This is a genomic window from Curtobacterium sp. MCBA15_007 (genome assembly GCF_001864905.1).
GTDB classification, from domain to species: Bacteria; Actinomycetota; Actinomycetes; order Actinomycetales; family Microbacteriaceae; genus Curtobacterium; species Curtobacterium poinsettiae.
The window spans coordinates 23,539-46,572 of record NZ_MJGM01000011.1 but is presented as its reverse complement, the minus strand read 5'-3'; the positions used below and the strand labels follow the sequence as shown (position 1 = coordinate 46,572).

At 70.7% G+C, this 23,034-nt stretch carries 21 protein-coding genes; 1 reads left to right on the top strand and 20 read right to left on the bottom strand.

The features are described from left to right. Positions 1-45 precede the first annotated feature (45 nt). From BIU95_RS06605 to BIU95_RS06510, 20 genes are all read right to left on the bottom strand, one after another. Positions 46-975, bottom strand: a complete 930-nt coding sequence (locus BIU95_RS06605) for an RluA family pseudouridine synthase (RefSeq protein ID WP_031259437.1) — start codon at positions 973-975, stop codon at positions 46-48. Continuing rightward, the gene (gene lspA / locus BIU95_RS06600; protein ID WP_254783295.1) at positions 972-1,658 is read right to left on the bottom strand and encodes a signal peptidase II; all 687 of its coding nucleotides are present in this window, start codon (positions 1,656-1,658) and stop codon (positions 972-974) included. Before lspA ends, BIU95_RS06605 begins: the two co-directional genes overlap by 4 nt. A gap of 2 nt (positions 1,659-1,660) precedes the next feature. Next, positions 1,661-2,341: a DivIVA domain-containing protein gene (locus BIU95_RS06595; protein WP_031259434.1), complete on the bottom strand. Its 681-nt coding sequence runs from the start codon at positions 2,339-2,341 to the stop codon at positions 1,661-1,663. A gap of 185 nt (positions 2,342-2,526) precedes the next feature. Further along, on the bottom strand, positions 2,527-2,823 hold the full coding sequence (locus BIU95_RS06590; protein ID WP_017886631.1) for a YggT family protein: 297 nt from the start codon (positions 2,821-2,823) through the stop codon (positions 2,527-2,529). Between the two features lie 68 nt (positions 2,824-2,891). Beyond that, positions 2,892-3,476 carry a cell division protein SepF gene (locus BIU95_RS06585; protein ID WP_071251049.1) on the bottom strand — a complete coding sequence of 195 codons (585 nt, stop codon included), beginning with the start codon at positions 3,474-3,476 and terminating at the stop codon, positions 2,892-2,894. Positions 3,477-3,517: 41 nt separating this feature from the next. Continuing rightward, positions 3,518-4,240, bottom strand: a complete 723-nt coding sequence (locus tag BIU95_RS06580) for a YggS family pyridoxal phosphate-dependent enzyme (protein WP_071251048.1) — start codon at positions 4,238-4,240, stop codon at positions 3,518-3,520. Positions 4,241-4,247: 7 nt separating this feature from the next. Continuing rightward, complete coding sequence (gene ftsZ, locus BIU95_RS06575; protein WP_017886628.1) at positions 4,248-5,408, bottom strand: cell division protein FtsZ; 1,161 nt, start codon at positions 5,406-5,408, stop codon at positions 4,248-4,250. A 145-nt stretch (positions 5,409-5,553) separates the two neighbouring features. After that, the gene (locus BIU95_RS17705) at positions 5,554-6,942 is read right to left on the bottom strand and encodes an FtsQ-type POTRA domain-containing protein (RefSeq protein ID WP_083389273.1); all 1,389 of its coding nucleotides are present in this window, start codon (positions 6,940-6,942) and stop codon (positions 5,554-5,556) included. Next, positions 6,939-8,360, bottom strand: a complete 1,422-nt coding sequence (gene murC / locus BIU95_RS06565) for a UDP-N-acetylmuramate--L-alanine ligase (RefSeq protein WP_071251046.1) — start codon at positions 8,358-8,360, stop codon at positions 6,939-6,941. The genes BIU95_RS17705 and murC overlap by 4 nt, the downstream gene beginning before the upstream one ends. Beyond that, entirely contained in the window at positions 8,357-9,454 is a 1,098-nt protein-coding gene (gene murG, locus BIU95_RS06560) for an undecaprenyldiphospho-muramoylpentapeptide beta-N-acetylglucosaminyltransferase (RefSeq protein WP_017886625.1), read from the bottom strand. Before murG ends, murC begins: the two co-directional genes overlap by 4 nt. Continuing rightward, positions 9,451-10,716, bottom strand: a complete 1,266-nt coding sequence (ftsW, locus tag BIU95_RS06555; protein WP_017886624.1) for a putative lipid II flippase FtsW — start codon at positions 10,714-10,716, stop codon at positions 9,451-9,453. Before ftsW ends, murG begins: the two co-directional genes overlap by 4 nt. After that, positions 10,679-12,214, bottom strand: coding sequence for a UDP-N-acetylmuramoyl-L-alanine--D-glutamate ligase (murD, locus tag BIU95_RS06550; protein WP_017886623.1), 1,536 nt, complete (start codon positions 12,212-12,214; stop codon positions 10,679-10,681). Before murD ends, ftsW begins: the two co-directional genes overlap by 38 nt. A gap of 4 nt (positions 12,215-12,218) precedes the next feature. After that, positions 12,219-13,322: a phospho-N-acetylmuramoyl-pentapeptide-transferase gene (gene mraY / locus BIU95_RS06545; RefSeq protein WP_017886622.1), complete on the bottom strand. Its 1,104-nt coding sequence runs from the start codon at positions 13,320-13,322 to the stop codon at positions 12,219-12,221. Beyond that, positions 13,319-14,827, bottom strand: a complete 1,509-nt coding sequence (gene murF, locus BIU95_RS06540; RefSeq protein ID WP_017886621.1) for a UDP-N-acetylmuramoyl-tripeptide--D-alanyl-D-alanine ligase — start codon at positions 14,825-14,827, stop codon at positions 13,319-13,321. Before murF ends, mraY begins: the two co-directional genes overlap by 4 nt. Next, on the bottom strand, positions 14,824-16,476 hold the full coding sequence (locus BIU95_RS06535; RefSeq protein ID WP_017886620.1) for a Mur ligase family protein: 1,653 nt from the start codon (positions 16,474-16,476) through the stop codon (positions 14,824-14,826). The genes murF and BIU95_RS06535 overlap by 4 nt, the downstream gene beginning before the upstream one ends. A 14-nt stretch (positions 16,477-16,490) precedes the next feature. Then, positions 16,491-18,260, bottom strand: a complete 1,770-nt coding sequence (locus tag BIU95_RS06530) for a penicillin-binding protein 2 (protein WP_017886619.1) — start codon at positions 18,258-18,260, stop codon at positions 16,491-16,493. A gap of 49 nt (positions 18,261-18,309) precedes the next feature. Continuing rightward, positions 18,310-19,002 carry a hypothetical protein gene (locus BIU95_RS06525; RefSeq protein WP_017886618.1) on the bottom strand — a complete coding sequence of 231 codons (693 nt, stop codon included), beginning with the start codon at positions 19,000-19,002 and terminating at the stop codon, positions 18,310-18,312. 1 nt (position 19,003) lies between these two features. Then, entirely contained in the window at positions 19,004-19,969 is a 966-nt protein-coding gene (rsmH, locus tag BIU95_RS06520; RefSeq protein ID WP_017886617.1) for a 16S rRNA (cytosine(1402)-N(4))-methyltransferase RsmH, read from the bottom strand. Positions 19,970-20,075: 106 nt separating this feature from the next. Next, positions 20,076-20,507 (bottom strand): division/cell wall cluster transcriptional repressor MraZ, encoded by a 432-nt coding sequence (mraZ, locus tag BIU95_RS06515; protein ID WP_017886616.1) that lies wholly within the window; start codon positions 20,505-20,507, stop codon positions 20,076-20,078. Positions 20,508-21,313: 806 nt separating this feature from the next. Continuing rightward, positions 21,314-21,718 carry a DUF3040 domain-containing protein gene (locus BIU95_RS06510; RefSeq protein ID WP_031259427.1) on the bottom strand — a complete coding sequence of 135 codons (405 nt, stop codon included), beginning with the start codon at positions 21,716-21,718 and terminating at the stop codon, positions 21,314-21,316. Between the two features lie 117 nt (positions 21,719-21,835). On the opposite strand from BIU95_RS06510, the gene BIU95_RS06505 reads away from it, so the two are divergent. Beyond that, positions 21,836-22,933 (top strand): polyprenyl synthetase family protein, encoded by a 1,098-nt coding sequence (locus BIU95_RS06505; RefSeq protein ID WP_017886614.1) that lies wholly within the window; start codon positions 21,836-21,838, stop codon positions 22,931-22,933. The last annotated feature ends 101 nt before the right edge of the window (positions 22,934-23,034 follow it).

The following is a 23,034-nucleotide window of genomic DNA, read 5'->3' as shown; positions in this document are numbered from 1 at the left end:
CGCAGCCGACAGTTCGTGACCCCTCGGAACGAGCGGCCGGGTGTGTCAGAGCGACGCGCTCCGGATCTGCTCCAGCGCTGCCTGCAGGTCGTCCGGGTACTGCGCCTCGAACGACACCCACTCGCCCGTGCGGGGGTGGTCGAAGCCCAGCCGGACGGCGTCGAGCCACTGGCGGGTCAGCCCGAGCTCGGCCGCCAGCACCGGGTCGGCACCGTACATCGTGTCGCCGACGAGCGGGTGGCGGGTCGCGGCCATGTGCACCCGGATCTGGTGCGTGCGCCCGGTCTCCAGGTGCACCTCGAGCAGGGTCGCGGAGCGGAACGCCTCGAGCGTCTCGTAGTGGGTGACGCTCGGCTTGCCCTCCGACGTGACCGCGAACTTCCAGTCGCTCGACGGGTGCCGACCGATCGGGGCGTCGATCGTGCCGGAGGTCGGGTCGGGGTGGCCCTGCGCGAGCGCGTGGTAGACCTTCTCGACCGTGCGCTCCTTGAACGCCCGCTTGAGGTGTGTGTACGCCAGCTCGGTCTTCGCGACGACCATCAGGCCCGAGGTCCCGACGTCCAGCCGGTGCACGATCCCGGCCCGTTCGGCGGCCCCGGAGGTCGCGATGGTGAACCCGGCGGCGGCGAGGCCCCCGGGCACGGTCGGCCCGTCCCACCCCGGCGAGGGGTGCGCGGCGACGCCGACGGGCTTGTCCACGACGACGATGTCCTCGTCGTCGTGCACGATCGTCATGCCAGGCACGGCTGCCGGCACGATGCGCGGCGGCTCCTTCGGGGTCCACTCGACCTCGAGCCAGGAGTCGGCGTGCAGCCGGTCCGACTTGTCGACGGGGACGCCGTCGACGCGGACGCCGCCCGCGGCGACGACGTCGGCCGCGAACGAACGGCTGAAGCCGAGGAGCTTCGCGATGGCGGCGTCGACGCGCTCACCGGCGAGCCCGTCGGGCACGGGAAGAGAACGCGATTCGGTCACGTGGCGTCGTGGCCCAGCGTGTCGCGACGGTCGGCGTCGTTCGGCCTGGGGGCGCGGGTCGGCTCGTCGAGAGCAGCATCGGTCGACGAGAACGCGGCCCCACCGTCGAGCGGCTGCGCCGGGTCTACCGGCTCCGCCGCGTCGAGCTGCGCCTGGCGCCTGGCCGAGAGCGTGCGGGTGCCGTCGAGGTTCACCCCGAGGATCACCAGCAGCACGAAGACCACCATGCTGATGCAGATGAAGGAGTCGGCGACGTTGTAGATCGCCGGCATCATCCAGGGGGTCGAGATGAAGTCGACCACGTGCCCCCGACCGAAGCCGGGTTCACGGAAGAGCCGGTCGAGCAGGTTGCCCAGCGCGCCGCCGAGCAGCATGCCGAGCACGATCGCCCACCACATCGACCGGATGCGACGCGAGTACACGATGATCGCGACGACGACCGCGGCCGAGATGACCGAGAACACCCAGGTCATGTTCACCGCGAACGAGAACGCGGCCCCCGGGTTCCGGACGTACAGGAACTGCAACGCCCCGCCCAGGACGGGCACGGGGGTGCCGTACGGCAGGTTCGCGACGACCAGCGTCTTGGCGACCTGGTCGAACGCCACCACCACGACAGCGGCGAAGGCCAGTGCCGCGATAGCGCGGACACTGACCTTCGCTCGTGATGCTGGTCGCGACAACGTCAGTTGCCGAAGCCCTGCGCCGAAGCCGGCGCCGGGGTGAGACCGGACTGCTCGCCCGAGGAGTCGAGCTCGGAGAGCTGCCCCTGGATGTAGCTCTTGAGCTGCGCACGGTAGTCGCGCTCGAACGTCCGGAGCTCGTCGATCTTGCCCTCGAGCTGGCGCTGCTCCTGCTCGAGCACCGCGACACGCTGACGGTTCGTGTTCTCGGTGTCGGCGATGATCTGACGCTGCTTCGCCTCGGCCTCGGAGACCAGGCGAGCCGCCTGGGCGGTGCCCTCGGCGATGAGCGCGTCGCGCTTCTCGATGCCCTCGCGCACGTGCTCCTCGTGGAGACGACGCGCCAGGGTCAGGAGGTTCGTGGTGCCCTCGGTGTCCTCGTCGGCGGGGACCGTCGTGACCGGAGCGGCCGCGGCGACCGGAGCGGGCTCCGGTGCTGCCTCGACCGGTGCCGGCGTGGGCTCCGGTTCCGCTGCAGGAGCGGGCTGCTCGGCCTGCGCCGACTGCGGGGCCGACTCGGCCGCCTGCAGGCGCTGGCGGAGCTCGTCGTTCTCCGCGGTCAGGCGACGGAGCTCGACCACGACCTCGTCGAGGAAGTCATCGACCTCGTCCTGGTCGTAGCCCTCGCGGAACTTCGTCGGCTGGAACCGCTTGTTGACTACGTCTTCCGGCGTCAAAGCCATTGCCGTCACCTCAATAGAACTGCTGAACGTGTGGAACCGCATGCGGTGCGACCGAACTTACCAGTCGTACCGTGCGGTGCGGATGCGCCACCGGAGCGGGCATCGATCCCGACCACCGTACACCGACGATGGGGCGGAACCGTGCCGCGCGCCTGGCGTGGCGCGTGTCGCGGACGGGAGTCCGCTCAGATACCGCGTGCCAGGGCGGCGACCACGAACCGGGCGATGATGACGACGAGCATCACGATCGTCCAGCCGAAGTCGAGCGCCACCGGCCCCAGGCGGAGCGGCGGGAGGACCCGTCGCACCGCTCGGATGGGCGGATCCGTGATCGTGTAGACGAACTCGGACACCACGAGCATGCCCCCGCGCGGACGCCAGGAGCGGTTGAAGCTCTGCACGAGGTCGAGCGCGAAGCGCCCCCACATCACGAAGAAGTACAGGAGCAACGCGAGGGAGATGATCCCTAGGATCACGGACACGATGGGGCTCGCTCGTCTCGGGCGAGCGTCGTCAGACGACGCTCAGGGGCGGGTGTGCCGGGTACGGCTCAGGACTGGGCGAAGAAGTTCGCCTCGATGTCGGACTCTACCTCAGCAGGCTCACCACTCACTGCGACGTGCGCCGGCGACAGGAGGAAGACCTTGTTGGTGACGCGCTCGATCTTGCCGAACAGCCCGAGCGACAGACCGGAGGCGAAGTCGATCATGCGTCGAGCGTCACCCTCGGTCATCTGCGAGAGGTTGATGATGACGGGGATGCCGTCGCGGAAGCTCTCGGCGATGGACTGGGCGTCCTTGTACTCGCGCGGGTGGACGGTGAGGATCTCGTTCATTTCCTGGACCGGGGTCGCCTTCTGTGCGGTCGTGTGCGAGCGGCGGAGCGGAGTGACCTGGGCGCCGCGCTGGTGGGTGTGCGTCTTGGTGGGAGCCGGCACCGCTGCGGGAACGGCCACCGGGGCTGCTGCCGCGGCGGGGGTCTCCTGCGGTTCGGCGACCGCCGGAGCAGCCGCTGCGGCCTGGCGAGCAGGGGCTGCCTGCTGGCGCGCGGGCTCGGCCTGCTGCTCGTCCTCGTAGTCGAGTTCCTCGTCGGCGAGGCCGAGGTAGACCATCGTCTTCTTCAGCGGGTTGGCCATGGTTCCTCCGGGGTTCGTGCTCGTGGTGCCCTGCAACGAGGCTAGGGTGCGAGCGGCCGGTTTCCCGTGATTGCGGTGCCGATCCGCAGGTGTGTCGCGCCCTCGAGGATCGCCTCGGCGTAGTCCCCGCTCATGCCGGCCGAGATGTCGGTGGCACCGGGCTCGAGCGCCACGACCCGCTCGGAGATCGAACGGAGCCGGGCGAAGGCTGCACGGGGTTCCTCGTCGAGGGGTGCGACGGCCATCACACCCCGCAACCGGATCGTCCCGGTGGCCAGCACGCGCTCCACCATCGCCTCGACGTCGTCCGGCTGCACCCCACCACGGCCGGGGTCGTCGGTCAGGTTCACCTGCACGAACCCGTCGATGACCGGCGGTTCCGGCTCGGCCTCGGTCGGAGCGAACGCGTCGACGACGGAGCCACGGTCGAGCGACTGCACGACGTGGGCGTACCGACGGGCCTGCCGGGCCTTCTTCGACTGCAGCTGCCCGACGAAGTGCCAGGTCAGGTCGAGGTCGGCGAGTTCCGCAGCCTTGGCCTGTGCCTCCTGGTGGCGGTTCTCCCCCACGTCCGTCACGCCGAGTGCGGCCAGCTCGCGCACGAGGGACGCCGGGTGGTACTTCGTGACGACGATCAGCGTGAGTTCGTCGGGCGAGCGCCCTGCGGCGCGCGCCGCGCCGGCGATGCCCCTCCGGACGGACGCAACGCGCGCCTCCAGTCCGTCGTCGTGAGACGAGGCCTGGAGGCGCGTGTCGGCTACCACGGGTGGGTTACTTCAGGAAGTCGGGGACGTCGAGCTCGTCGTCGTCGTCGAACGCCGGGTCGGCGGCGCGCTGCACCGGCGGCTGGTGTTCCTGCGAGGCCCAGGACGGGCTCGACGTGGTGGAGTCCTCGATCGCGCCGGTCGAAGCGGCGACGGGTGCCGAGACACTCGACTCCGGGTCGACGTAGCTGGAGCGACGCTCCTTCTGCTGCTGCGCCGGCTCGCCACCATCGAAGCCCGCGGCGATGACGGTGACGCGGACCTCGTCACCCAGGGTGTCGTCGATGACCGCACCGAAGATGATGTTCGCCTCGGGGTGCACGGCTTCCTGCACCAGACGAGCGGCGTCGTTGATCTCGAAGATGCCGAGGTTCGAGCCGCCCTGGATCGAGAGCAGCACGCCGTGCGCACCGTCGATCGAGGCCTCGAGCAGCGGCGACGCGACGGCGAGCTCGGCCGCCTTGATCGCTCGGTCGGCACCGCGCGACGAACCGATGCCCATGAGCGCGGAACCCGCACCCTGCATGACGCTCTTCACGTCGGCGAAGTCGAGGTTGATCAGGCCGGGGGTGGTGATGAGGTCGGTGATGCCCTGCACGCCGGCCAGGAGCACCTGGTCGGCCGTGGCGAACGCCTCGACCATGGAGATGCCACGGTCGCTGATCTCGAGCAGGCGGTCGTTCGGCACGACGATGAGCGTGTCGACCTCGTCCTTGAGGCCAGCGACGCCGTTCTCGGCCTGGGACTGGCGGCGCTTGCCCTCGAAGCTGAACGGCTTCGTGACGACACCGATGGTCAGTGCGCCGATGGACTTCGCGATGCGCGCGACGACCGGAGCACCACCGGTGCCGGTGCCGCCGCCCTCGCCCGCGGTGACGAACACCATGTCGGCGCCGGCCAGGGCCTCTTCGATCTCCTCGGCGTGGTCCTCGGCGGCACGACGGCCGACCTCGGGGTCCGCGCCGGCGCCGAGCCCGCGGGTGATCTCGCGGCCGACGTCGAGCTTGACGTCGGCGTCGCTGAGCAGCAGTGCCTGGGCGTCGGTGTTGATCGCGATGAACTCGACCCCACGGAGACCGAGCTCGATCATGCGGTTGACGGCGTTGACGCCGCCGCCGCCGACACCGACGACCTTGATGACGGCGAGGTAGTTGTGGTTCGTGGTCACGTCAGTCAGGCCTCCGGTAGAACCCTCAACCTCTACTTGAAGTTCAGGGGCAATGCTGGTAGATGTGGTGCTGGCTTCGACGCTACGGGTGCGTTCGGCGCACTGTCGCCCCGCCACGCCGCGTGTCGCCGATCAGGTCGGCAATTCAGTCCTTCGCGCGGATCACGCCGTTGTCCGGTGCCGACACGTCGTACTCGACGACGACGCCCGGGTTCCGCGCCTCGTGGTCCTTGACCAACGCGGCGAGCAGCGCGGCCTTCGCGTCCGAGTCGTCCGGGCTCCCCCACACGACGGTCGAGCCGTCCTTGAGGGTCAGGGTGACGTCGTCGGCGGTGGACCCGGCGACGCGGGTGACCTGGGACCGGACCGTCGACGGCAACGCCAGCACGACCTCGGTCATCGTGCGGAAGCTCGAGGAGCCCAGGCGTGCACGGGCGATGTCGGCGAGCGGCATCGTGGCCGGACGCTTCGGCGACGACTGCACGACGATGCCGGCGGGGTCGACGAGGTCGAACGTGCTGCCGGACCGCACGGCGACCACCGGCGTGCGCTCGGTGACCGTGACGACGAGCGTGTGCGGCGGCGCCTCTTCGGTCACGTAGCTCTCGATCAGCGGGAACCCGGCGACGTCGCGCTTGATCGCGGCGAAGTCGAGCCGGGCCAGGGGTGTGCCGATCTGGTCGGACAGCGCCTGGCGCAGGGCCGTCTCGTCGACGCGGTTGGTCCCCTTGACCTCGATCGTGCGGAGCGCCATCAGCGGCGAGAACACCGCGACCAGGATCGAGACCCCGAGCACCAGGACGACGCTCGCCGCCGTGATCCAGGCGGCGCGACGGTGCCGGCTGCGCCGGGTGAACCGGCGGACCTCGGCACGCTCGAGCAGGCGACGGCGACGCTTCGCGATGCGCGCCTCGCGGGCGGTCTCCGCGGCGCGCACCCGCGCCCCGATGGGCGCCTCGGCGTGCTGCTCCGTCCGGGAGGCACCGCTCCCGTCGAGGACGTCGGTCACGGTCGCGTCGTGGTCGCGTCCACTGCCCGCCGCGCCCCCGGACGGTCGTCGCGCCCCGTCTCCTCGGGGCGCGTTGCCCGCGTCGGGGCGCGGGTCGCGGTGGTCCTCGTCCGGTGTGTACTCGCGCAGGCGATCGGCGACGGCCCCGAAGCCGGCGCCGACGCGGCGGCCGGCCGCGCCCGCGAGGGCGCCGACGCGGTCGCGCGTCGAGTCGGCGGCATCGGTGGTCGGATCTGCGCCCGAGGACGGCCGTCGCGCCCCGACACTCGGGGGCGCACCGACCGCTGGGGGGCGCGTGCCGGAGGCACCGGGTGCCGGAGTGCTGCCCGGGGTGGTGGGGGCGGGGGTCTCGACGGCCGCAGCCGACTCGTCGGACGCGGGACGGGCCTCCCGGTCGTCGGCGACACGGCCGCGGAACGGCAGCCGCGGCTTCGAGGGACCACGACGCTGCCGGGGCGCTTCCGCAGCCTCGGCCGGGGCGTCCTGGCGGGCGTCCCCCTCGTCGAACCCCTCGGGGCGCTTCACCGGGACGACGCTCCGTCGGTGCCCAGGGCGTCGAGCACCTGCGGGATGATCCGGTACACGTCGCCGCAGCTGAGGGTCATGATGATGTCACCGTCCCGGGCGACCGCGGCCGCACGGGCCGCAGCGTCGTCCCAGTCGGGCAGGAACTCGACGCGCGACTGGTCGGCGAAGCGCTCCTGCACCAGGGCACCGGTCACGCCGGGCTCCGGGTCCTCGCGGGCGCCGTAGACGTCGAGCACGACCGTGTGGTCGGCGAGTTCCTCGTACACCTTGGCGAAGTCGCCGGCCATCAGACGGGTGCGGGAGTACAGGTGCGGCTGGTGGATCGCGATGATGCGGCCGTCCCCGACCACGTTGCGGGCGGCCTTGAGCGCGGCGGCCACCTCGGTCGGGTGGTGCGCGTAGTCGTCGTAGACCGAGACCCCGCGCTCGACCCCGTGCAGCTCGAAGCGGCGCTGGGTGCCGCCGAACGCCTCGAGCCCGCGGATCGCGTCGACCGGGGCGACGCCGAGACCGGTCAGCACCGCGAAGGCACCGACGGCGTTGATCGCGTTGTGCCGGCCGGGCACGCGGAGGGTCAGGTGGTACGCCTGACCACCCGCGCGGAAGTCGACCTCGACGCCGGCGGACTCGGTGATGCCCTCGATGCGGACGTCCGCGTCGCCGGCCTCGCCGAAGGTGACGATCTCGGGGGCGTCCGGGCGCTGGCGGATGCCGGCCGTGACCGTCTTCGCACCGGCGTCGTCGCTCGAGATGACGACGCGCTGGCTCGCCTTCGCGGCGAACTCGACGAAGGCCTCGGTGAAGGCCTCCTCGCTGCCGTAGTGGTCCAGGTGGTCGGCGTCGACGTTCGTGACGAGGGCCACCGCGACGTCGTAGAGCAGGAACGAGCCGTCGGACTCGTCGGCCTCGACGACGAACAGGTCGCTGGACCCCGGGGCCGAGCTGGTGCCGAGGGACTGGATGACGCCGCCGTTGACGAAGCTCGGGTCGAGACCGAGCTCGACCATGGCGGTGACGATCATGCCGGTCGAGGTGGTCTTGCCGTGCGCACCGGCGACCGCGACCAGGCGGTGCTCGGCGATCAGGGCGGCGAGGGCCTGCGACCGGTGCAGGACCGGCAGGCCGCGGCGCTGGGCCTCGAGGAGCTCGGGGTTGTCCGGCCACAGTGCGCTCGTGACGACGATGCTGTCCGCCTCGCCGACGTTCGCGGCGTCGTGCCCGATGTGCACCGTCGCACCGAGGTCGCGCATCGTGCCGGTGGTCTCCGTCTCGCGGGAGTCACTGCCGGTCACGCGGTGGCCGGCCGCGAGGAACATCCGGGCGATCCCGCTCATGCCCGAGCCGCCGATGCCGACGAAGTGTACCGTGCCGAGGTCGTCCGGGATCGGCTGGGTCAGGTCCGGCTTGATGGTCATCGTTCCTCCGTGGTGCTGGGGGCCGCCTTCGCGGCGTCGAGGACCAGGTCCGTCATCCGGTCGGCGCCGTCGCGGTGGCCCACGCTGCCCGCCCGCACGGTCATGTCCGCGATGCGGGAGCGGTCCTGCAGGATGCTCAGCAACTGGAACGTCACCCAGTCGCGGTCGAATTCCCCGTCGGCCACCAGGACGGCTCCCCCGGCATCGACGACGTCCTTCGCGTTGTGACGCTGCTCGCCGTTGCCCACCGGGTACGGCACGAGCACGCTCGGCAGTCCGACGGCCGTGAGCTCGCAGACCATGCCGGCGCCGGCGCGCGACACGACGAAGTCGCTCGCCGCGTAGGCCAGGTCCATCCGGTCGCAGTACGGCAGCACGTGGTAGCCCTCGAGGTCGCTCGGGCCGATGTCCGACGCGGCGCCCACGACGTGCAGGACCTGCCAGCCGGCACCGACGATCGCGGCGGCCGACTGGTTGATCGTCCGGTTGATGCTCCGCGCGCCCGAGGACCCACCGGTGACGAGCAGGACCGGCCGGTCCGGGTCCAGCCCGAACTCGGCGAGCCCCTCGGCACGGGAGGCACGGCGGTCGAGTGACTCGATCTCGCGACGGAGCGGCATGCCCACGACGCGGCCGTGGCGCAGGCGCGTGTTCGAGAAGGTCAGGCCGACGTGCTCGGTGAGGAACGCGGCGAGGCGGTTCGCCAGCCCGGGCTTCGCGTTCTGCTCGTGCACGACGATCGGGGTGCCGGTGCGGCGGGCGGCGATGTACGCCGGAGCGGCCGCGTAGCCACCCACACCGAGCACCACCTCGATCTCGTGGTCGCGGATGATCTGCTCGGTCCGCTTGACCGCCGCCGCGAAGCGCTGCGGGAAGCGCAGGGCCGCACTGTTCAGCTTCCGCGGGAACGGCAGGCGCGGGATCGTCAGCAGCTCGTAGCCGCGCATCGGGACGAGGCGGGACTCCAGGCCCTCGGCGGTGCCCAGCACGAGGACCTCGGCGCCGGGCTCCCGCTCGGTCAGCCGGTCAGCGACCGCGAGCAGGGGGTTGACGTGGCCGGCGGTGCCGCCGCCGGCGAAGAGGTACTTGCTCACCGCAGTGATCCGTTCGTGGAGGTCCGGCCGAGTGGGGCGTTCGTCAGGCCGGGGTCGTTCTTGCCGGGCAGGTCGCGGGCGAAGGAGAGCACGACGCCGATCGCCACCAGGGTCATGATGAGGGCCGAACCACCGGCCGAGATGAGTGGCAGGGGCACACCGAGCACCGGCAGCAGGCCGAGCACGACCGCGATGTTGATGAGTGCCTGGCCGATGATCCACGCGAGGATGCCGCCGGTGACCGTCTTGACGAAGGGGTCGCGGGACTGCCGGATGATCTTGATCATGCCGACGGCGAGCACGACGAACAGGCTCAGCACCACGACGGCACCGATCAGGCCGAGCTCCTCGCCGATGATCGCGAAGATGTAGTCGTTGTCCGCCTCGGGCAGCCACGACCACTTGGCCTTCGAGTTGCCGAGGCCCACGCCGAACACCCCGCCGGACGCGAGCGCCCACATGCCGTGCACGGGCTGCCAGCAGATGTCCTGGTACTGGCTGGAGTCGGTGCACCCGGAGAGCCATGCGCTGATGCGCGTCGACCGCGAGGCCGACGCCATCGTGACGAAGGGCAGCATCACGGCGAACGCGGCCAGGCCGACGAGCAGGTGCCGGGCGCGGACACCGCCGATGTACAGGGCGCCGAAGACCAGGATGAGCATGACCATCGCCGTGCCCTGGTCGCCACCCAGGACCACGAGCCCGAGCGACAGCATCGAGGCGATCCCGATCGGGATGAAGACCTCTTTCCAGTCGTCGAGCTTCTCCCGCTTGACGTAGAGGATCGCGCCGATGCCGAGCACCAGGCCGAGCTTGACGACCTCGGACGGCTGCGCGGTGAACGACCCGAGCTTGATCCAGTTCCGGTTGCCCTGGATGTCGAGACCGAGCGGGGTGAACACGAGCAGCTGCAGCACGAGCGCCGCGCCGAGCAGCCGCATCGCCCACTTCCGCCAGATCCTGGTCGGGACCCGGCTCGCGATGAGCATGAGCGGCACGCCGAGCACGGCGTACAGGCCCTGGCGGGAAGCCGCCCCGAAGAAGTCGTGGGTCGCCGCGTACTCCTCGACGCTCGACGAGGACAGCACCATGACGACGCCGAAGACGACGAGGAACAGCGTGACGCCGAGGATCGTGTAGAAGGTGCTGGACTCCGCGACGAAGACGTTCTTGACGGCGACGATCGCGCCGTTCGTCCGTCGTGGGGTCGACGCGGTCCGGCCGTTACGGCTGTTCGGAAGATCCGTCGGTGTCGTCGCCATCGACTTCTCCTCCCAGGTGTTCGTTGACCGCGGCAGCGAAACGCTGCCCCCGGTCGGCGTAGGAGCCGAACTGGTCGAACGACGCCGCCGCCGGGGCGAGGAGGACCGTGTCGCCCGGCCTCGCGACCGATGCGGCATGCCGGACCGCCTCGCGCATGACCTGATCAGTGTCCGTCGTCTCGACCTGGAGCACGGGGACCGCGGACGCGTGTCGCGCGAATGCCTCGAGCACCGGGGCCCGGTCGGTCCCGATGACGACGACGGCGCGGACGTCCGGACCGAAGCGCTCGACCAGGCCGTCGATGTCGACGCCCTTGAACAGGCCCCCGACGATCCACACGACGGTGTCGAAGGACGCCAGGGACGCGGTGGCGGCGTGCGGGTTCGTGGCCTTGGAGTCGTCGACCCAGGCGATGCCCGCGGACTCTGCGACGAGCTCGGTGCGGTGGTGGTCGGCACGGAAGGCCCGGACGGCCGTCTGGATGGCGCTCGGCTGGACGGTGCCGGCACGCGCCAGCGCAGCGGCGGCCAGGACGTTCATGGTCATGTGCGGGCTGGCGAGCCCGGCGGCCTCGAGGTCGGCGACCGTCGAGAGCTCGAGTGCGCTGTTGCGGCGGTCCTCGTTGAAGGCCCGGTCGCACAGGACGTCCTCGACGATGCCGACGTCACCGGGGGCGGGGACACCGGGGGTGAAGCCGACCGCTCGGCAGCCCTCCACCACGTCGGCCTCCTGCACCATCTGCCGGGTGACCTCGTCCGAGGTGTTGTAGACGCACGCCATCACGGTGCGCTCGTAGACCTTGGCCTTCGCCGCGCGGTACGCCTCGGCGGAACCGTGCCACTCCAGGTGGTCGTCGGCGATGTTCAGGCAGGCACTCGCGAGGGGCACCACGGCACCGTCGCCGGATGTCGCCATGTAGTGCAGCTGGTGACTCGACAGCTCGACGACGAGCACGTCGTACCCGACCGGGTCGCGGACGACATCGAGCACCGGCACGCCGATGTTCCCGCACGCCACGGCCCGCAGTCCGCCGGCCTCGTACATCGCGGTCGTCAGCTGCGTCGTCGTGGTCTTGCCGTTCGTGCCGGTGATCGTGATCCACGGGGCCGCGACCGGGCCGCGGACGACCTTGTCGCGGACACGCCAGGCGAGCTCGATGTCGCCCCAGACGGTGCTGTTCGCCACCGACCACCGCACGGTGGCGTTGTGCGGGGGCAGCCCCGGCGACACGACCACGACGTCGGGCGCCTGCGCGACGAGCGCGTCCGGCACGGTGTCGAGCGGCGTCTGCAGGAACCGGGCACCGATGACGTCGAGCAGCTCGACGCTGTCGGCCGGGGCGTCGGACGAGTAGACCGTCACCTCGCTGCCGAGCTCGACGAGGGTGTCGGCGACCGAGAACCCGGTGGCACCCAGGCCGAGGACGGCGACGTTCAGCCCCTTCCACCCTTCGGCGTGCCAGCTGTCGAGGGACTCGAGACGGGACGACGAGGACACCGGGTCAACCAACGCTTGCGATCCATTCGAGGTAGAAGAGCCCGACCCCCGCCGCGACGAAGAGTCCGGCGATGATCCAGAAGCGGACGACGACCGTCACCTCGGCCCACCCCTTCAGTTCGAAGTGGTGGTGCAGCGGACTCATCAGGAAGATGCGCTTGCCGTGGGTGATCTTGAAGTACGCACGCTGCAGGATGACCGAACCGGTGACGATGAAGAACAGGCCACCGATGAGGACCAGCAGCAGCTCGGTGCGGCTGAGGATCGCGAGGCCGGCCAGGGCACCACCGAGGCCGAGCGAACCGGTGTCGCCGAGGAAGATCTGTGCCGGCGAGGTGTTGTACCAGAGGAACCCGATGAGCCCACCGCAGACAGCGGCCGCGACCACGGCGAGGTCGAGCGGGTTCGCGACGGTGTAGCAGGCGTGTGCGGTGTCCGAGTCGAGCCGGGTCCCGCCGCAGATCTGGTTCGACTGCCAGAAACCGATGATGACGTACGAGCCGATCGCCAGGATGCTCGATCCCGTCGCCAGGCCGTCGAGGCCGTCGGCGACGTTCACGCCGTTCGACGTGGACACCGTCAGCAGGACGATCCAGCCGAGGAACAGCACCGTGCCGATGACGGTGCCGAGCGCCATGAAGTCGAGCCACGGCACGTCGCGGACGGCCGAGATCATCGTGGATGCCGGGGGCTTGCCGTTCGACGTGGGTACGACCAGTGCGATCGTGGCGAAGATGACGCCGACGATGACCTGGCCGAGGATCTTCGCCCAGCCACCGAGCCCGAGGCTCCGCTGACGCCGGACCTTGAGGAAGTCGTCGATGAAGCCGACGAACCCGAGCCCGACCATCAGGAACAGCACGAGCAGGCCGGACAGCGTGATCGAGTCGCCTCCGATCAGGTGGCCCACGAAGTACCCGATCACCGCACCGATGATGAGGACGATGCCACCCATCGTGGCGGTGCCGCGCTTGGTGTGGTGGGACTGTGGGCCGTCGTCACGGATGAACTGCCCCCACCCGAGACGGTGGAAGAGCTTGATGAAGAACGGGGTGAGCAGCAACGTGAACACCAGCGACGTGGCGCCGGCGATGAGGAGCGCGATCATTCGGTGACACCTCCGAGGCGGTCGCCGAGGAATCGCAGTTCGGCAGACTTCGAGGACTTGACGAGGACGACGTCGCCGGGGCGGAGCATCTCCTGCATGGCACGGACGGCGTCGTCGACGTCCTCGATGTACACGGACTCGCCGTCCCACGATCCCTCGAGGGTGGCGGCCTGGTGGATGGGCATCGCGCCGCGGCCGACGACCACGAGCTGTCCGATGCCGAGGCGGACGACGAGCCGACCGATGCGGTCGTGCTCCTCGACGGAGAACTCACCGAGCTCGGCCATCTCACCGAGCACGGCGACGGTCCGCTCGCCCGGGCGCACGATCTGCGCCAGGGTCCGCAGCGCCGCCGCGGTGGAGTCGGGCGACGCGTTGTACGCGTCGTTGATCACGGTGACGCCCTCGGGGCCGCCCTGGAGCAGCTCCATGCGCCAGCGCTCGGCGCGCGTCATCGACGCGAGCGCCGCGGCGCCGTCGGCGAGCGGGACGCCCCACAGGTGGGCGACGGTGAGCGCGGCGGACGCGTTCATCGCGTGGTGCTCACCCAGGATCGCGAGGCGCACGTCGACGTGATCCGGGCCTCCAGACAGGGTTGCGTCCGTCGGACGGTCGCCTTCGGGGCGGACGGGAGGAACGGTGAGGGTGAAGCGGGTGCCGCTGCGGTCCGTCTCGATGCCGGTGATGCGGTAGTCGGCCTCGGCCGACGTGCCGAAGCCCACCACGCGCGCGGCCGTCAGGTCGCGCATCGACGCGACGCGGTCGTCGTCGACGTTGAGCAGGGCCGTGGCGGTCTCGGGCAGGTCGGTGACCATCTCGGACTTCGCGCGCTGCGTCGCCTCGATGCCGCCGAACTCGCCGGCGTGCGCGAGGCCCACCTTGAGGACGACACCGAGGTCGGGCTCGGCGATCGACACGAGCTTGGCGATGTGGCCGACGCCGCTCGCGCCCATCTCGACCACCAGGTACCGGGTGTCGTACGTGACGCGGAGCATCGAGATCGGTGCGCCGACGTGGTTGTTGAACGAGCCCTCGGGTGCGATCGTCGCGCCGTGCTGCTCGAGGATCGTGCGGAGCATGTTCTTCGTGCTCGTCTTGCCGTTCGAGCCGGTGATGCCGACGACCCGCAGGGGTGCCGGGCGACCGTCGGCGTCGACGCGGTCCGCGGTGCTCATGCGGACACGGGTGACGACCTCGTGCGCGAGCGCAGCGAGGGCCTCGTAGCCGTCCGTGACGACGATCTGCGGCGCGGTGGTGTCGACACGCTCCGGCGTGATCACCAGGGCGGCACCGGCGTCGACCGCGGCGGGCACGAAGCGCCGGCCGTCGGTGACCTCGCCGGGCAGGGCGAAGAAGACGCTGCCGGGACGGACCAGGCGGGAGTCGGTCTCGACCGAGCCCTCGACGACCAGGTCGCCGGGCTCGGCGACGTCGGTTGCCTGGGCGCCGCCGATCAGCTCGCCGCTGACCGCGGTGGCGATCTCGGCGAGGGTCATGGCGATCATCGGACGTCCTCCGCCGGACCGGAGTTCGGCTCCCAGCCGGCCTCGCGGAGGGCCGCACGGGCCTCGTCGCGGGCGGAGTACGGCGTTCGGACACCCTGGATGTCGCGGTAGTCCTGGTGGCCCGGGCCGGCCCAGAGGATCGAGTCCCCTTCACCGAGCAGGCCCACCGCGGTGCGGATCGCGGCCTCGGGCGGGCTGACCTCGTGGATCTCGTGGTCCGGGTAGGCGGCGCGTGCGGCGTCGACCAGGGTCTTCCGGATCGACGCGGCGTCCTCGAAGCGGGGGTGGTGGTCGGTGACGACGAGGATGTCGCTGCCGGCGGCGGCCACGCGGGCCATGTCGCCACGCTTCGTGGTGTCGCGGTCACCGTCGGCGCCGAACAGCATCAGCACCTTGCCGGCGGTGAACTGCCGGACCGCGGCGAGCGTGTTCTCGAAGGCGTCGGCGCTGTGGCCGAAGTCGACGTAGACGCTCGGCCCGTGCTCGCCGGAGACCCGCTCGGTGCGACCGGGCAGGTAGCACTCGATGGCGGAGACGCGCTCGGACGCACCGTCACGCTCACGGTCGCCCGATCCGTCCTCGTCGGGGTAACGGCGGTGGTTGCTCTCGAGCGCGTGCGCGATGGCACCGAGCTCGAAGCCGCCCTCGACCAGCATGACGATCGCCAGTGCGGCGTTCGCGGCCATGTGCCAGCCGATCAGGGGCACACGGGTCGTGAGCTCGCGACCCTCGGGACCCGTCAGGCGGAACTCGGTGTAGGCGGCGTGTGCCTCGACGATGTCGACGTGCCACTCGGCCTCGACGTCGGGGTGCACCGTGATGGTGGTGACCGGGATGCGGGAGTCCTGCACCACGCGGTGGCCCCAGTCGGTGTCCAGCGAGACGACGCCGCGGCGGGCGTGCTCGGGCTGGAACAGCGGGAGCTTCGCCTGGTAGTACTCCTCCATGTCGGCGTAGTCGTCGAGGTGGTCGTGCGACAGGTTCGTGAAGGCCGCGACGTCGAAGACGATGCCGTCGACGCGGTGACGGCTGAGGGCCTGGGCACTGACCTCGACGGCGACGGCGCGGACCTCGCTCTCGCGCATGCGGGCGAGGAGCGCGTGCATCTCGCTGGCCTCGGGCGTGGTCAGGCGGCTCGTCACGCTGAGCGAGCCGATGTGGCGCTCGGCGGTGGAGCTCAGGCCGGTCACCAGGCCGAGCTGCTTGAGGATGCCCTCGAGGATGTAGGACGTGCTCGTCTTGCCGTTCGTGCCGGTGACGGCGAACAGCTGCGGCAGGTCGGTGGCCTCGTCGGGGTGGGTGCGGTAGACCCACGCGGCGACGTCGCCCAGGGCTGCGCGGGGATCGTCGACGACGAGCACCGGCAGGCCGGACGGCTCGACGAGTGCGACGCCGTCCTGGTCGGTCAGGACGGCGACCGCGCCGCGCTCGGCGGCCTCGGTCGCGAACTGGGCGCCGTGCCGGTTCGCGCCGTGCACGCCGACGAACAGGTCACCCGGCTGCACCTCGGTGGCACTCAGCGTGACGCCGGTGGTCTCGAGGGTGTCGACCGAGCCGACGACACGCAGACCGAACGCGTTCGCGAGTTCGGCGACGGCCCTCGGGGTCGGGTGTTCGGGTCGGAGGACCGGGGGGATCCGTGCGGACAAGTGTTCCTTCTTCCTCACCACGTGGACGGGTAGAGCTTCGCCTCGGACGCGGAGGGGGCTACTCGGTACTTCTCGAGCACCTGGGACATGAGTGTGCGGAACGCCGGAGCCGCTCCGCTGGACCACTTGTTGGTCTGCGGCTTCGTGAACGTCACCGTGACAACATACTGGGGGTCTTCGGCGGGTGCCATTCCGGCCACCGACGTGATGCGCTGACCGCCGTAGCCCTGCGACCCCTCGGCCACCTCGGCGGTGCCGGTCTTCGCGGCGATGTTGTAGCCGGAGATCGGCTTCATGCCCACCAGCGTGCCGCCCGTGACGACGCTCTGCAGCATGTCGGTGACCTGCGTGGCGGCGGCTGCGGACACGACGCGCTGCTTCTGCACGTCGGGCGCGTCGATCGTCTTGCCGTCGGCCGTGGTGCAGCCCTTGACGAAGTGCAGCGGGATCCGGACGCCGTCGTTCGCGATCGTCTGGAACACGCTCGCGACCTGCACGGCCGTCGTCGAGATGCCCTGGCCGAACATCGAGTTGATGTTCGTCTGCTGGTCCCAGTTCGGGCTCGTGCCGTAGTCCATCGAGGGCTGGCCCGGGTAGTCGATGGCCGTCTCCGGCTCGAACAGCCCGAACTTCTTCATGTAGTCGAAGCGCTGCTGGGCCGTCAGCCGTGCCCCGAGCTCGGTGATGCCGACGTTCGACGAGTTCTGCAGGATTCCGGTCAGCGTCAGGTTCTCGGTGGGGTGGAACTCCGAGTCGTGGATCGTGCCGCCCCAGGGGAACGTGCGCGAGTACGGCACGACGGCCTGGTCGGTGGGAGTCGACTTGCCCTGGTCGATCAGCGCGGCGGCGATCGCGGCCTTGATCGTGGAACCCGGCTCGTACGACGCCGTCAGGGCCCGGGAGCCGAAGGCACCCTTGTCGGTCGTGGCGTCGACGTCGTTCGGGTCCACGGTCGGGTAGTCGGCGACCGCCAGCAACTCGCCCGTCTTGACGCTCGTGACGGTGGCCGTCGCGGACTCCGCCTGCAGGGTCTTGGCGGCGGACGCGATGGTCTGCTGCGCCATGTACTGCAGGTCGCTGTCGATCGTCGTCTCGAGCGTGCCGCCGTCCTTGGCCTTCTTCGTGGTCACGGTGCTGCCGGGCAGCTGGACGCCGTCCTCGCCACGCTCGTAGGTCTCCGAGCCGTTGGTGCCGGCCAGGCACTGGTCGTAGGCGTACTCCAGGCCGGCCTGGGCGCCGTCGGTCCCCATGAACCCGGTCAGGTTGCCCGTCGTCGCAGCCGTCGGGTAGACCCGCGACGCCTGCTGCTCCTTGTAGATCCACGGGATGCCGAGGTCGACCACGGCCTCGTAGTGCCGGACGTCGAGGCCCTTGATCAGGTACGCGAAGTCGGACTTCGGGTTCGCGGCGATGTTCTTCCGCATGGTCGCGACGTCGCCGCCGGAGGCCTTCGCCAGGGCGTCGAGTGCGGTGCTGACGCTGACGTCCTTGATGCGGGTGCCGCCGAGCTTGCCCTTGAACTGCTTGACCAGGCGCGGCGAGGTCGTGATGTTGTACCGGGTCACGCTGTCGGCGAGTTCGGTGCCGTTGCGGTCCACGATCGCGCCACGGGTGCCGTAGATCGTCACGGGGATGCTGCGCTTCTGGGCCGACGCCTCGTTCAGCACCGATGCCTGGACGACCTGGATGTCGACGAGCCGGACCACGAACACCCCGACCAGGGCGATCACGGCGAGCATCACGATGCTGTAGCGCAGGCGTCGGTTGCGGATCGTCTTCGTCACGCGGTGCGGTCCTTCCCGGGCGGTGCTGAGGGTGCGGCGGACCCGCCGGTCACCGGGTGGAGGGTGCCTGGAGCGGGTTCGCGTCGGACTCTACGGACGACTTCGCCGTCCCCTGGTCCGACGCGCTGGCGCCGCTGGTCTTCTCAGACGCGGCAGGTGCGGACGTGTCAGCGGCGGTGCTGCCTGCGGCGGCACTGCCTGCGGCGGGGTCGCCGGTGTTGCCCGTCTCCTTGCTCGTCGACGTGGCGCCCGGCTGGGTGGCCAGCGGCACGTCGTTCAGCAGGGAGTTCGGCACCTGGTTCTCGGTGGACGCGGTTGCCTCGTCGGGCTTCGCCGGGGTCGGCGTGCCGTACACCCGGCCGGTCTTCGGGTCCAGGTACACCGGCGTGGAGTTCGCGATCATCCCGAGCGCCTGCGCGTTGCGGGCCAGGTTCTGCGGCGAGTCCAGCACCCGGAGTTCCTCGGACAGGGACTGCTGCGTGCGGGACAGGTTGGTCTGCTCCGTCGACAGCGAGTTGAGCGTGTAGGCGCCCTGGCTGAGCACCATGCTGATGCCGAGCTGGGCCAGCAGCAGGATCCCGAGCGCGGCGACGGCCACGACGGCGTACCCGATGCGGGGACGGGCCCGGCGCTGGGCCGCGGTGGGGGTGACCTCGACCAGCTCGGGGCGGTGCTGACGGTCGGGGCGCGGGGCCCGCGACGGGACGACCGCAGGGTCGACGAGTGCGAGGTTCGTGCTCATGTCAGTTCCGGATCCGCTCGGCCGCGCGCAGTCGCACGGGGGTTGCTCGGGGGTTGGCGGCGCGTTCGGCCTCGTCGGCCAGCTCAGCGCCCTTGACGATCAGGGAGAAGGTGGGGGCGTGCTCGGGCAGCTCCACCGGCAGGTCGGCGGGGGCGCTCGACTTCGTGCGCTCCACCAGGGCCCGCTTGACGATTCGGTCCTCGAGGGACTGGTAGGACTCGACGACGATGCGGCCACCGACCGCGATGGCGTCGAGGGCCGCCGGGATCGCCCGCTCGAGCACGCTCAGTTCGGCGTTCACCTCGATGCGGAGCGCCTGGAAGACGCGCTTGGCCGGGTGCCCCTGGCGCTGGACGGCGACCGGGGTCGCGTCGTGCAGCACCTGGACCAGGTCGCCGGACATCTCGAACGGCTTCGTCGCCCGCCGCTCCACGATGGCTCGTGCGTAGCGGCCGGCGAGCTTCTCCTCGCCGTAGCGCTGGAAGATGCGACGCAGTTCGCCCTCGTCGTAGGTGGCCAGGACGTCGGCGGCGGTCTGCCCCTCGGTCCGGTCCATCCGCATGTCGAGCGGGGCGTCCTGGCTGTACGCGAACCCGCGCTCGGCCCGGTCGAGCTGCAGCGAACTCACACCGAGGTCGAACAGCACGCCGTCGACCTTCGTGAAGCCCTCGCCCTGGATGGCGTCGACGATGCCGTCGTACACGGTGTGCACGAGCCGGACGCGGTCACCGAAGCGGGACAGACGGTCCCCCGCGATGCCGAGGGCGTCGGTGTCGCGGTCGAGTCCGATGAGCGTGAGCTCCGGGAACCGCTCGAGCAGGCCCTCGGAGTGACCACCCATGCCGAGCGTGGCGTCGACGACGACCTTGCCCGGGCCCTCGAGCGTCGGCGTGAAGAGGTCGACGATGCGCTGGAGCATCACCGGCGTGTGCGGGAAGCGTGGCGTCTCGTTGTCGTTGTCGGCCATGTGCAGCCCCTCGTCTCCTGGGCCGTGGGTCCGGATCCCCATCCATGCGACCTGACACCGGGGAAGTGATGTCAGGGCTTCACGGCTGGGAGTCCCGATCCGCGGATCAGAAGATCCCCGGGATCACCTCCTCGTCGTTGTCGGCGAATGCCTCTTCGGCTTCGGCGTAGTAGGCCTCCCACGCGGGGGTGGACCAGATCTCGGCACGGTCACCGCTGCCGATGACCGTGAGGTCCCGCTCGAGCCCCGCGTACTCGCGGAGGTTCTGCGGGATCGTCACGCGGTTCTGCTTGTCGGGCTGTTCCGCGCTGGCCCCCGAGAGGAACAGGCGCATGTAGTCCCGGGTGCGCTTCGACGTCATCGGAGCGGTCCGGATGCGCTCGTGGAGTTCCTCGAACGTCCGGGCGCTGAAGACCACGACGCAGCGTTCCTGGCCGCGGGTCATGACGAGCCCGCCGGACAGTTCGTCCCGGAACTTGGCGGGGAGGATCACGCGACCCTTCTCGTCGAGCTTCGGGGCATGAGTACCGAGCAGCACGTCGGGCCTCCCCTCCGCTCCACCGGACCGTTGCAAGCCCCACTTTACTCCACTCCCCTCCCCCGGACCAGGATTCCGCACCCTTTTCGGCCCTCGACACCCCTACTGGGGGCATGCGCCCAGGAATGCATCCCGCAGATGCAGCCCGAAAAGCCCGGATCCATGCGGTTCCGGGCGGCAGGAGCGGGCGTGGAGGAAAGTGGAGGACTTTCGCAGCCGGTGGAGCACGTCGGGGCGCGCCGCGGTCGCACGGTCGGCTCCACCACGCCCGGCCGCCGGTCGGCGTGTGGTCGCGACGTGCCGCCGCCGCGACGCCGAGTGGTCACGAACCGTCGCTCACGCGCTCCCCAGCCGACAGTTCGTGACCCCCGGGCGACCTCCGCACGGCATGTCGTGACCACTCGCGCGCACACCCCGCGTGCGGCGTCGGTCCACCCCGGCCGGGAGGCCCGCCCCACCTCCGCCGCGGCGCTCCCGCGGGCGCACGGCCGGCTCCACCATTCCCGGCCGCCGGTCGGCGCGTGGTCACGACGTGCCGCCGAGGCGACGGCGAGTGGTCACGAACCGTCGCTCGCGCGCCCCCCAGCCGACAGTTCGTGACCCCCCGGCGACCTGCGCACGGCATGTCGTGACCACCCGCACGCACACCTCGCGCGCACACCCCGCGGCTCCGGCTCCGCCCCGCGGCCCCGGCCCCGACCCCGGCCCCGGCCCGAACCCGCCCGCCCCCGGGAACACGAAACGGGGCCGGCCCGAAGGCCGACCCCGTGGAGGAGTGTGGAGGGAGCCCGACCGGCTCCGGTCAGCTACTGACCCTGGTCGTTCCGCTTGTCCCAGCGGTCGTTCATGCGGTCCATGAAGGACCCGCCACCACCACCACCACTGGCAGACGGACGCGCCGAGCCACCGGATGCGGGCTTGCCCGGCCGAGCGGGCTTCGCCTTCGGGGCACGCATGCCCGGGCGCAGCGCGAACAGGACACCGGCGAGCATCACGACGAAGCCGAGGATGCCCAGCAGCGGCGCCTTGATGACCAGGCCGACGATGACGACGGCGATCCCGGCGAGTGCGCCGAGGACCCCGAGGGTGATGGCTGTGTACGTCGGACGACCCTGTCGACGTGTGACACGAGCCACGAAATCGGAATCGTTCTGGTAGAGGCTGCGCTCCATCTCTTCGAGAAGGCGCTGCTCCTGTTCCGAGAGCGGCATCTTGGTTCCCTCTGTTCCTGGGATCGACGCGGGGTTGAAAAACGCGGGTTGGGTGGACCGATTCTATGCCTCGACCACTCCACTAGGGTAGGGATCGTGGCTGAGAGTACGCGATTAGTGGACCTCGTATCGGCGCGTATCGACCGGGCACTCGACGAGCAGCGTGAGCGGCTCCTCGCGATCAGCCCCGACCTCGCGCCGTTCGACCGGTACGCCCGAGACCTGTTGTCCGGCGGCAAGCGCTTCCGGGCCCTGTTCTGCTACTGGGGATGGCAGTCGGTGGCGGGCCGTTCCGGTTCGTTCGACCCGCTGGCCGAGGGGTCCCGACAGACCACCGCCGAAGCGATCGTCACGGTCGCCGCCGCGCTCGAGGTCTTCCACGCCGCCGCCCTGGTGCACGACGACATCATGGACCGCTCGGACACCCGTCGTGGGCGTCCGGCCGCGCACCGCCGCTTCGAGTCCCTGCACGAGGAGTCCGGTTTCGTCGGCGACCGCGGGCAGTACGGCACGAACTCGGCGCTGCTCCTCGGCGACCTGCTGCTCTCGCTGAGCGACTCCGTCTTCGACGAGGGCCTCGCGCTCCTCGACCCGGTGCGGGCCCGCATCGTCCGCCAGGAGTTCCACGCGATGCGCCTCGACGTCACGGCGGGGCAGTACCTCGACGTGCACGAGGAGACCGCCTGGCCCGTCATCGACGAGTCCGAGCACCTGCTCCGCGCCCAGCGCGTCATCGTCTTCAAGTCGGCGAAGTACTCGATCGAGGCACCCCTGGTCATCGGTGCCCTGGTCGCCGGCGCGAGTGACTCCCAGCTCGAGGGCCTCCGCGCCTTCGGACTCCCCCTCGGCGTGGCCTACCAGCTGCGCGACGACATGCTCGGCGTGTTCGGTGACCCCGAGGTCACCGGGAAGCCCGCGGGCGACGACCTGCGCGAGGGCAAGCGCACCGTCCTCATCGCCTCTGCGCGCAAGACCCTGGCGAGTGGGCCGCGGCAGCTCCTGGACGAGCTCCTCGGCGACCCGGACCTCGACGAGGAGCAGGTGCGGATGCTCCGGGCGACCCTCACCGAGTCCGGCGCCGTGGCCGCCGTCGAGCGGTCGATCGATCGGCACGTGCAGCGCGCCAAGGCGGCGCTCGACGCGTCGCCGCTGACGCCGTCGGCACGCGAACAGCTCGCGTCGCTGGCCGACACGGTCAGCCGCCGGTCGTCCTAGACACCTCTCGATCCACCGGCCTCGCAGGCTCGCCCGGCGCTGGCGCCGCGCGCCGCTGGCGCGTCGCACATGCGGGGCGCGCGGGAGGCCCGGTGCCAGCT

Bases quoted from the DNA above. Each gene is read 5' to 3' on its own strand.
- BIU95_RS06595 (WP_031259434.1), bottom strand. From the start codon at position 2,341: ATGGCTTTGACGCCGGAAGACGTAGTCAACAAGCGGTTCCAGCCGACG.
- BIU95_RS06585 (WP_071251049.1), bottom strand. From the start codon at position 3,476: ATGGCCAACCCGCTGAAGAAGACGATGGTCTACCTCGGCCTCGCCGAC.
- murC (WP_071251046.1), bottom strand. From the start codon at position 8,360: ATGACCATCAAGCCGGACCTGACCCAGCCGATCCCGGACGACCTCGGC.
- ftsW (WP_017886624.1), bottom strand. From the start codon at position 10,716: ATGGCGACGACACCGACGGATCTTCCGAACAGCCGTAACGGCCGGACC.
- mraY (WP_017886622.1), bottom strand. From the start codon at position 13,322: ATGATCGCGCTCCTCATCGCCGGCGCCACGTCGCTGGTGTTCACGTTG.
- murF (WP_017886621.1), bottom strand. From the start codon at position 14,827: ATGATCGCCATGACCCTCGCCGAGATCGCCACCGCGGTCAGCGGCGAG.
- BIU95_RS06525 (WP_017886618.1), bottom strand. From the start codon at position 19,002: ATGAGCACGAACCTCGCACTCGTCGACCCTGCGGTCGTCCCGTCGCGG.
- rsmH (WP_017886617.1), bottom strand. From the start codon at position 19,969: ATGGCCGACAACGACAACGAGACGCCACGCTTCCCGCACACGCCGGTG.
- BIU95_RS06510 (WP_031259427.1), bottom strand. From the start codon at position 21,718: ATGCCGCTCTCGGAACAGGAGCAGCGCCTTCTCGAAGAGATGGAGCGC.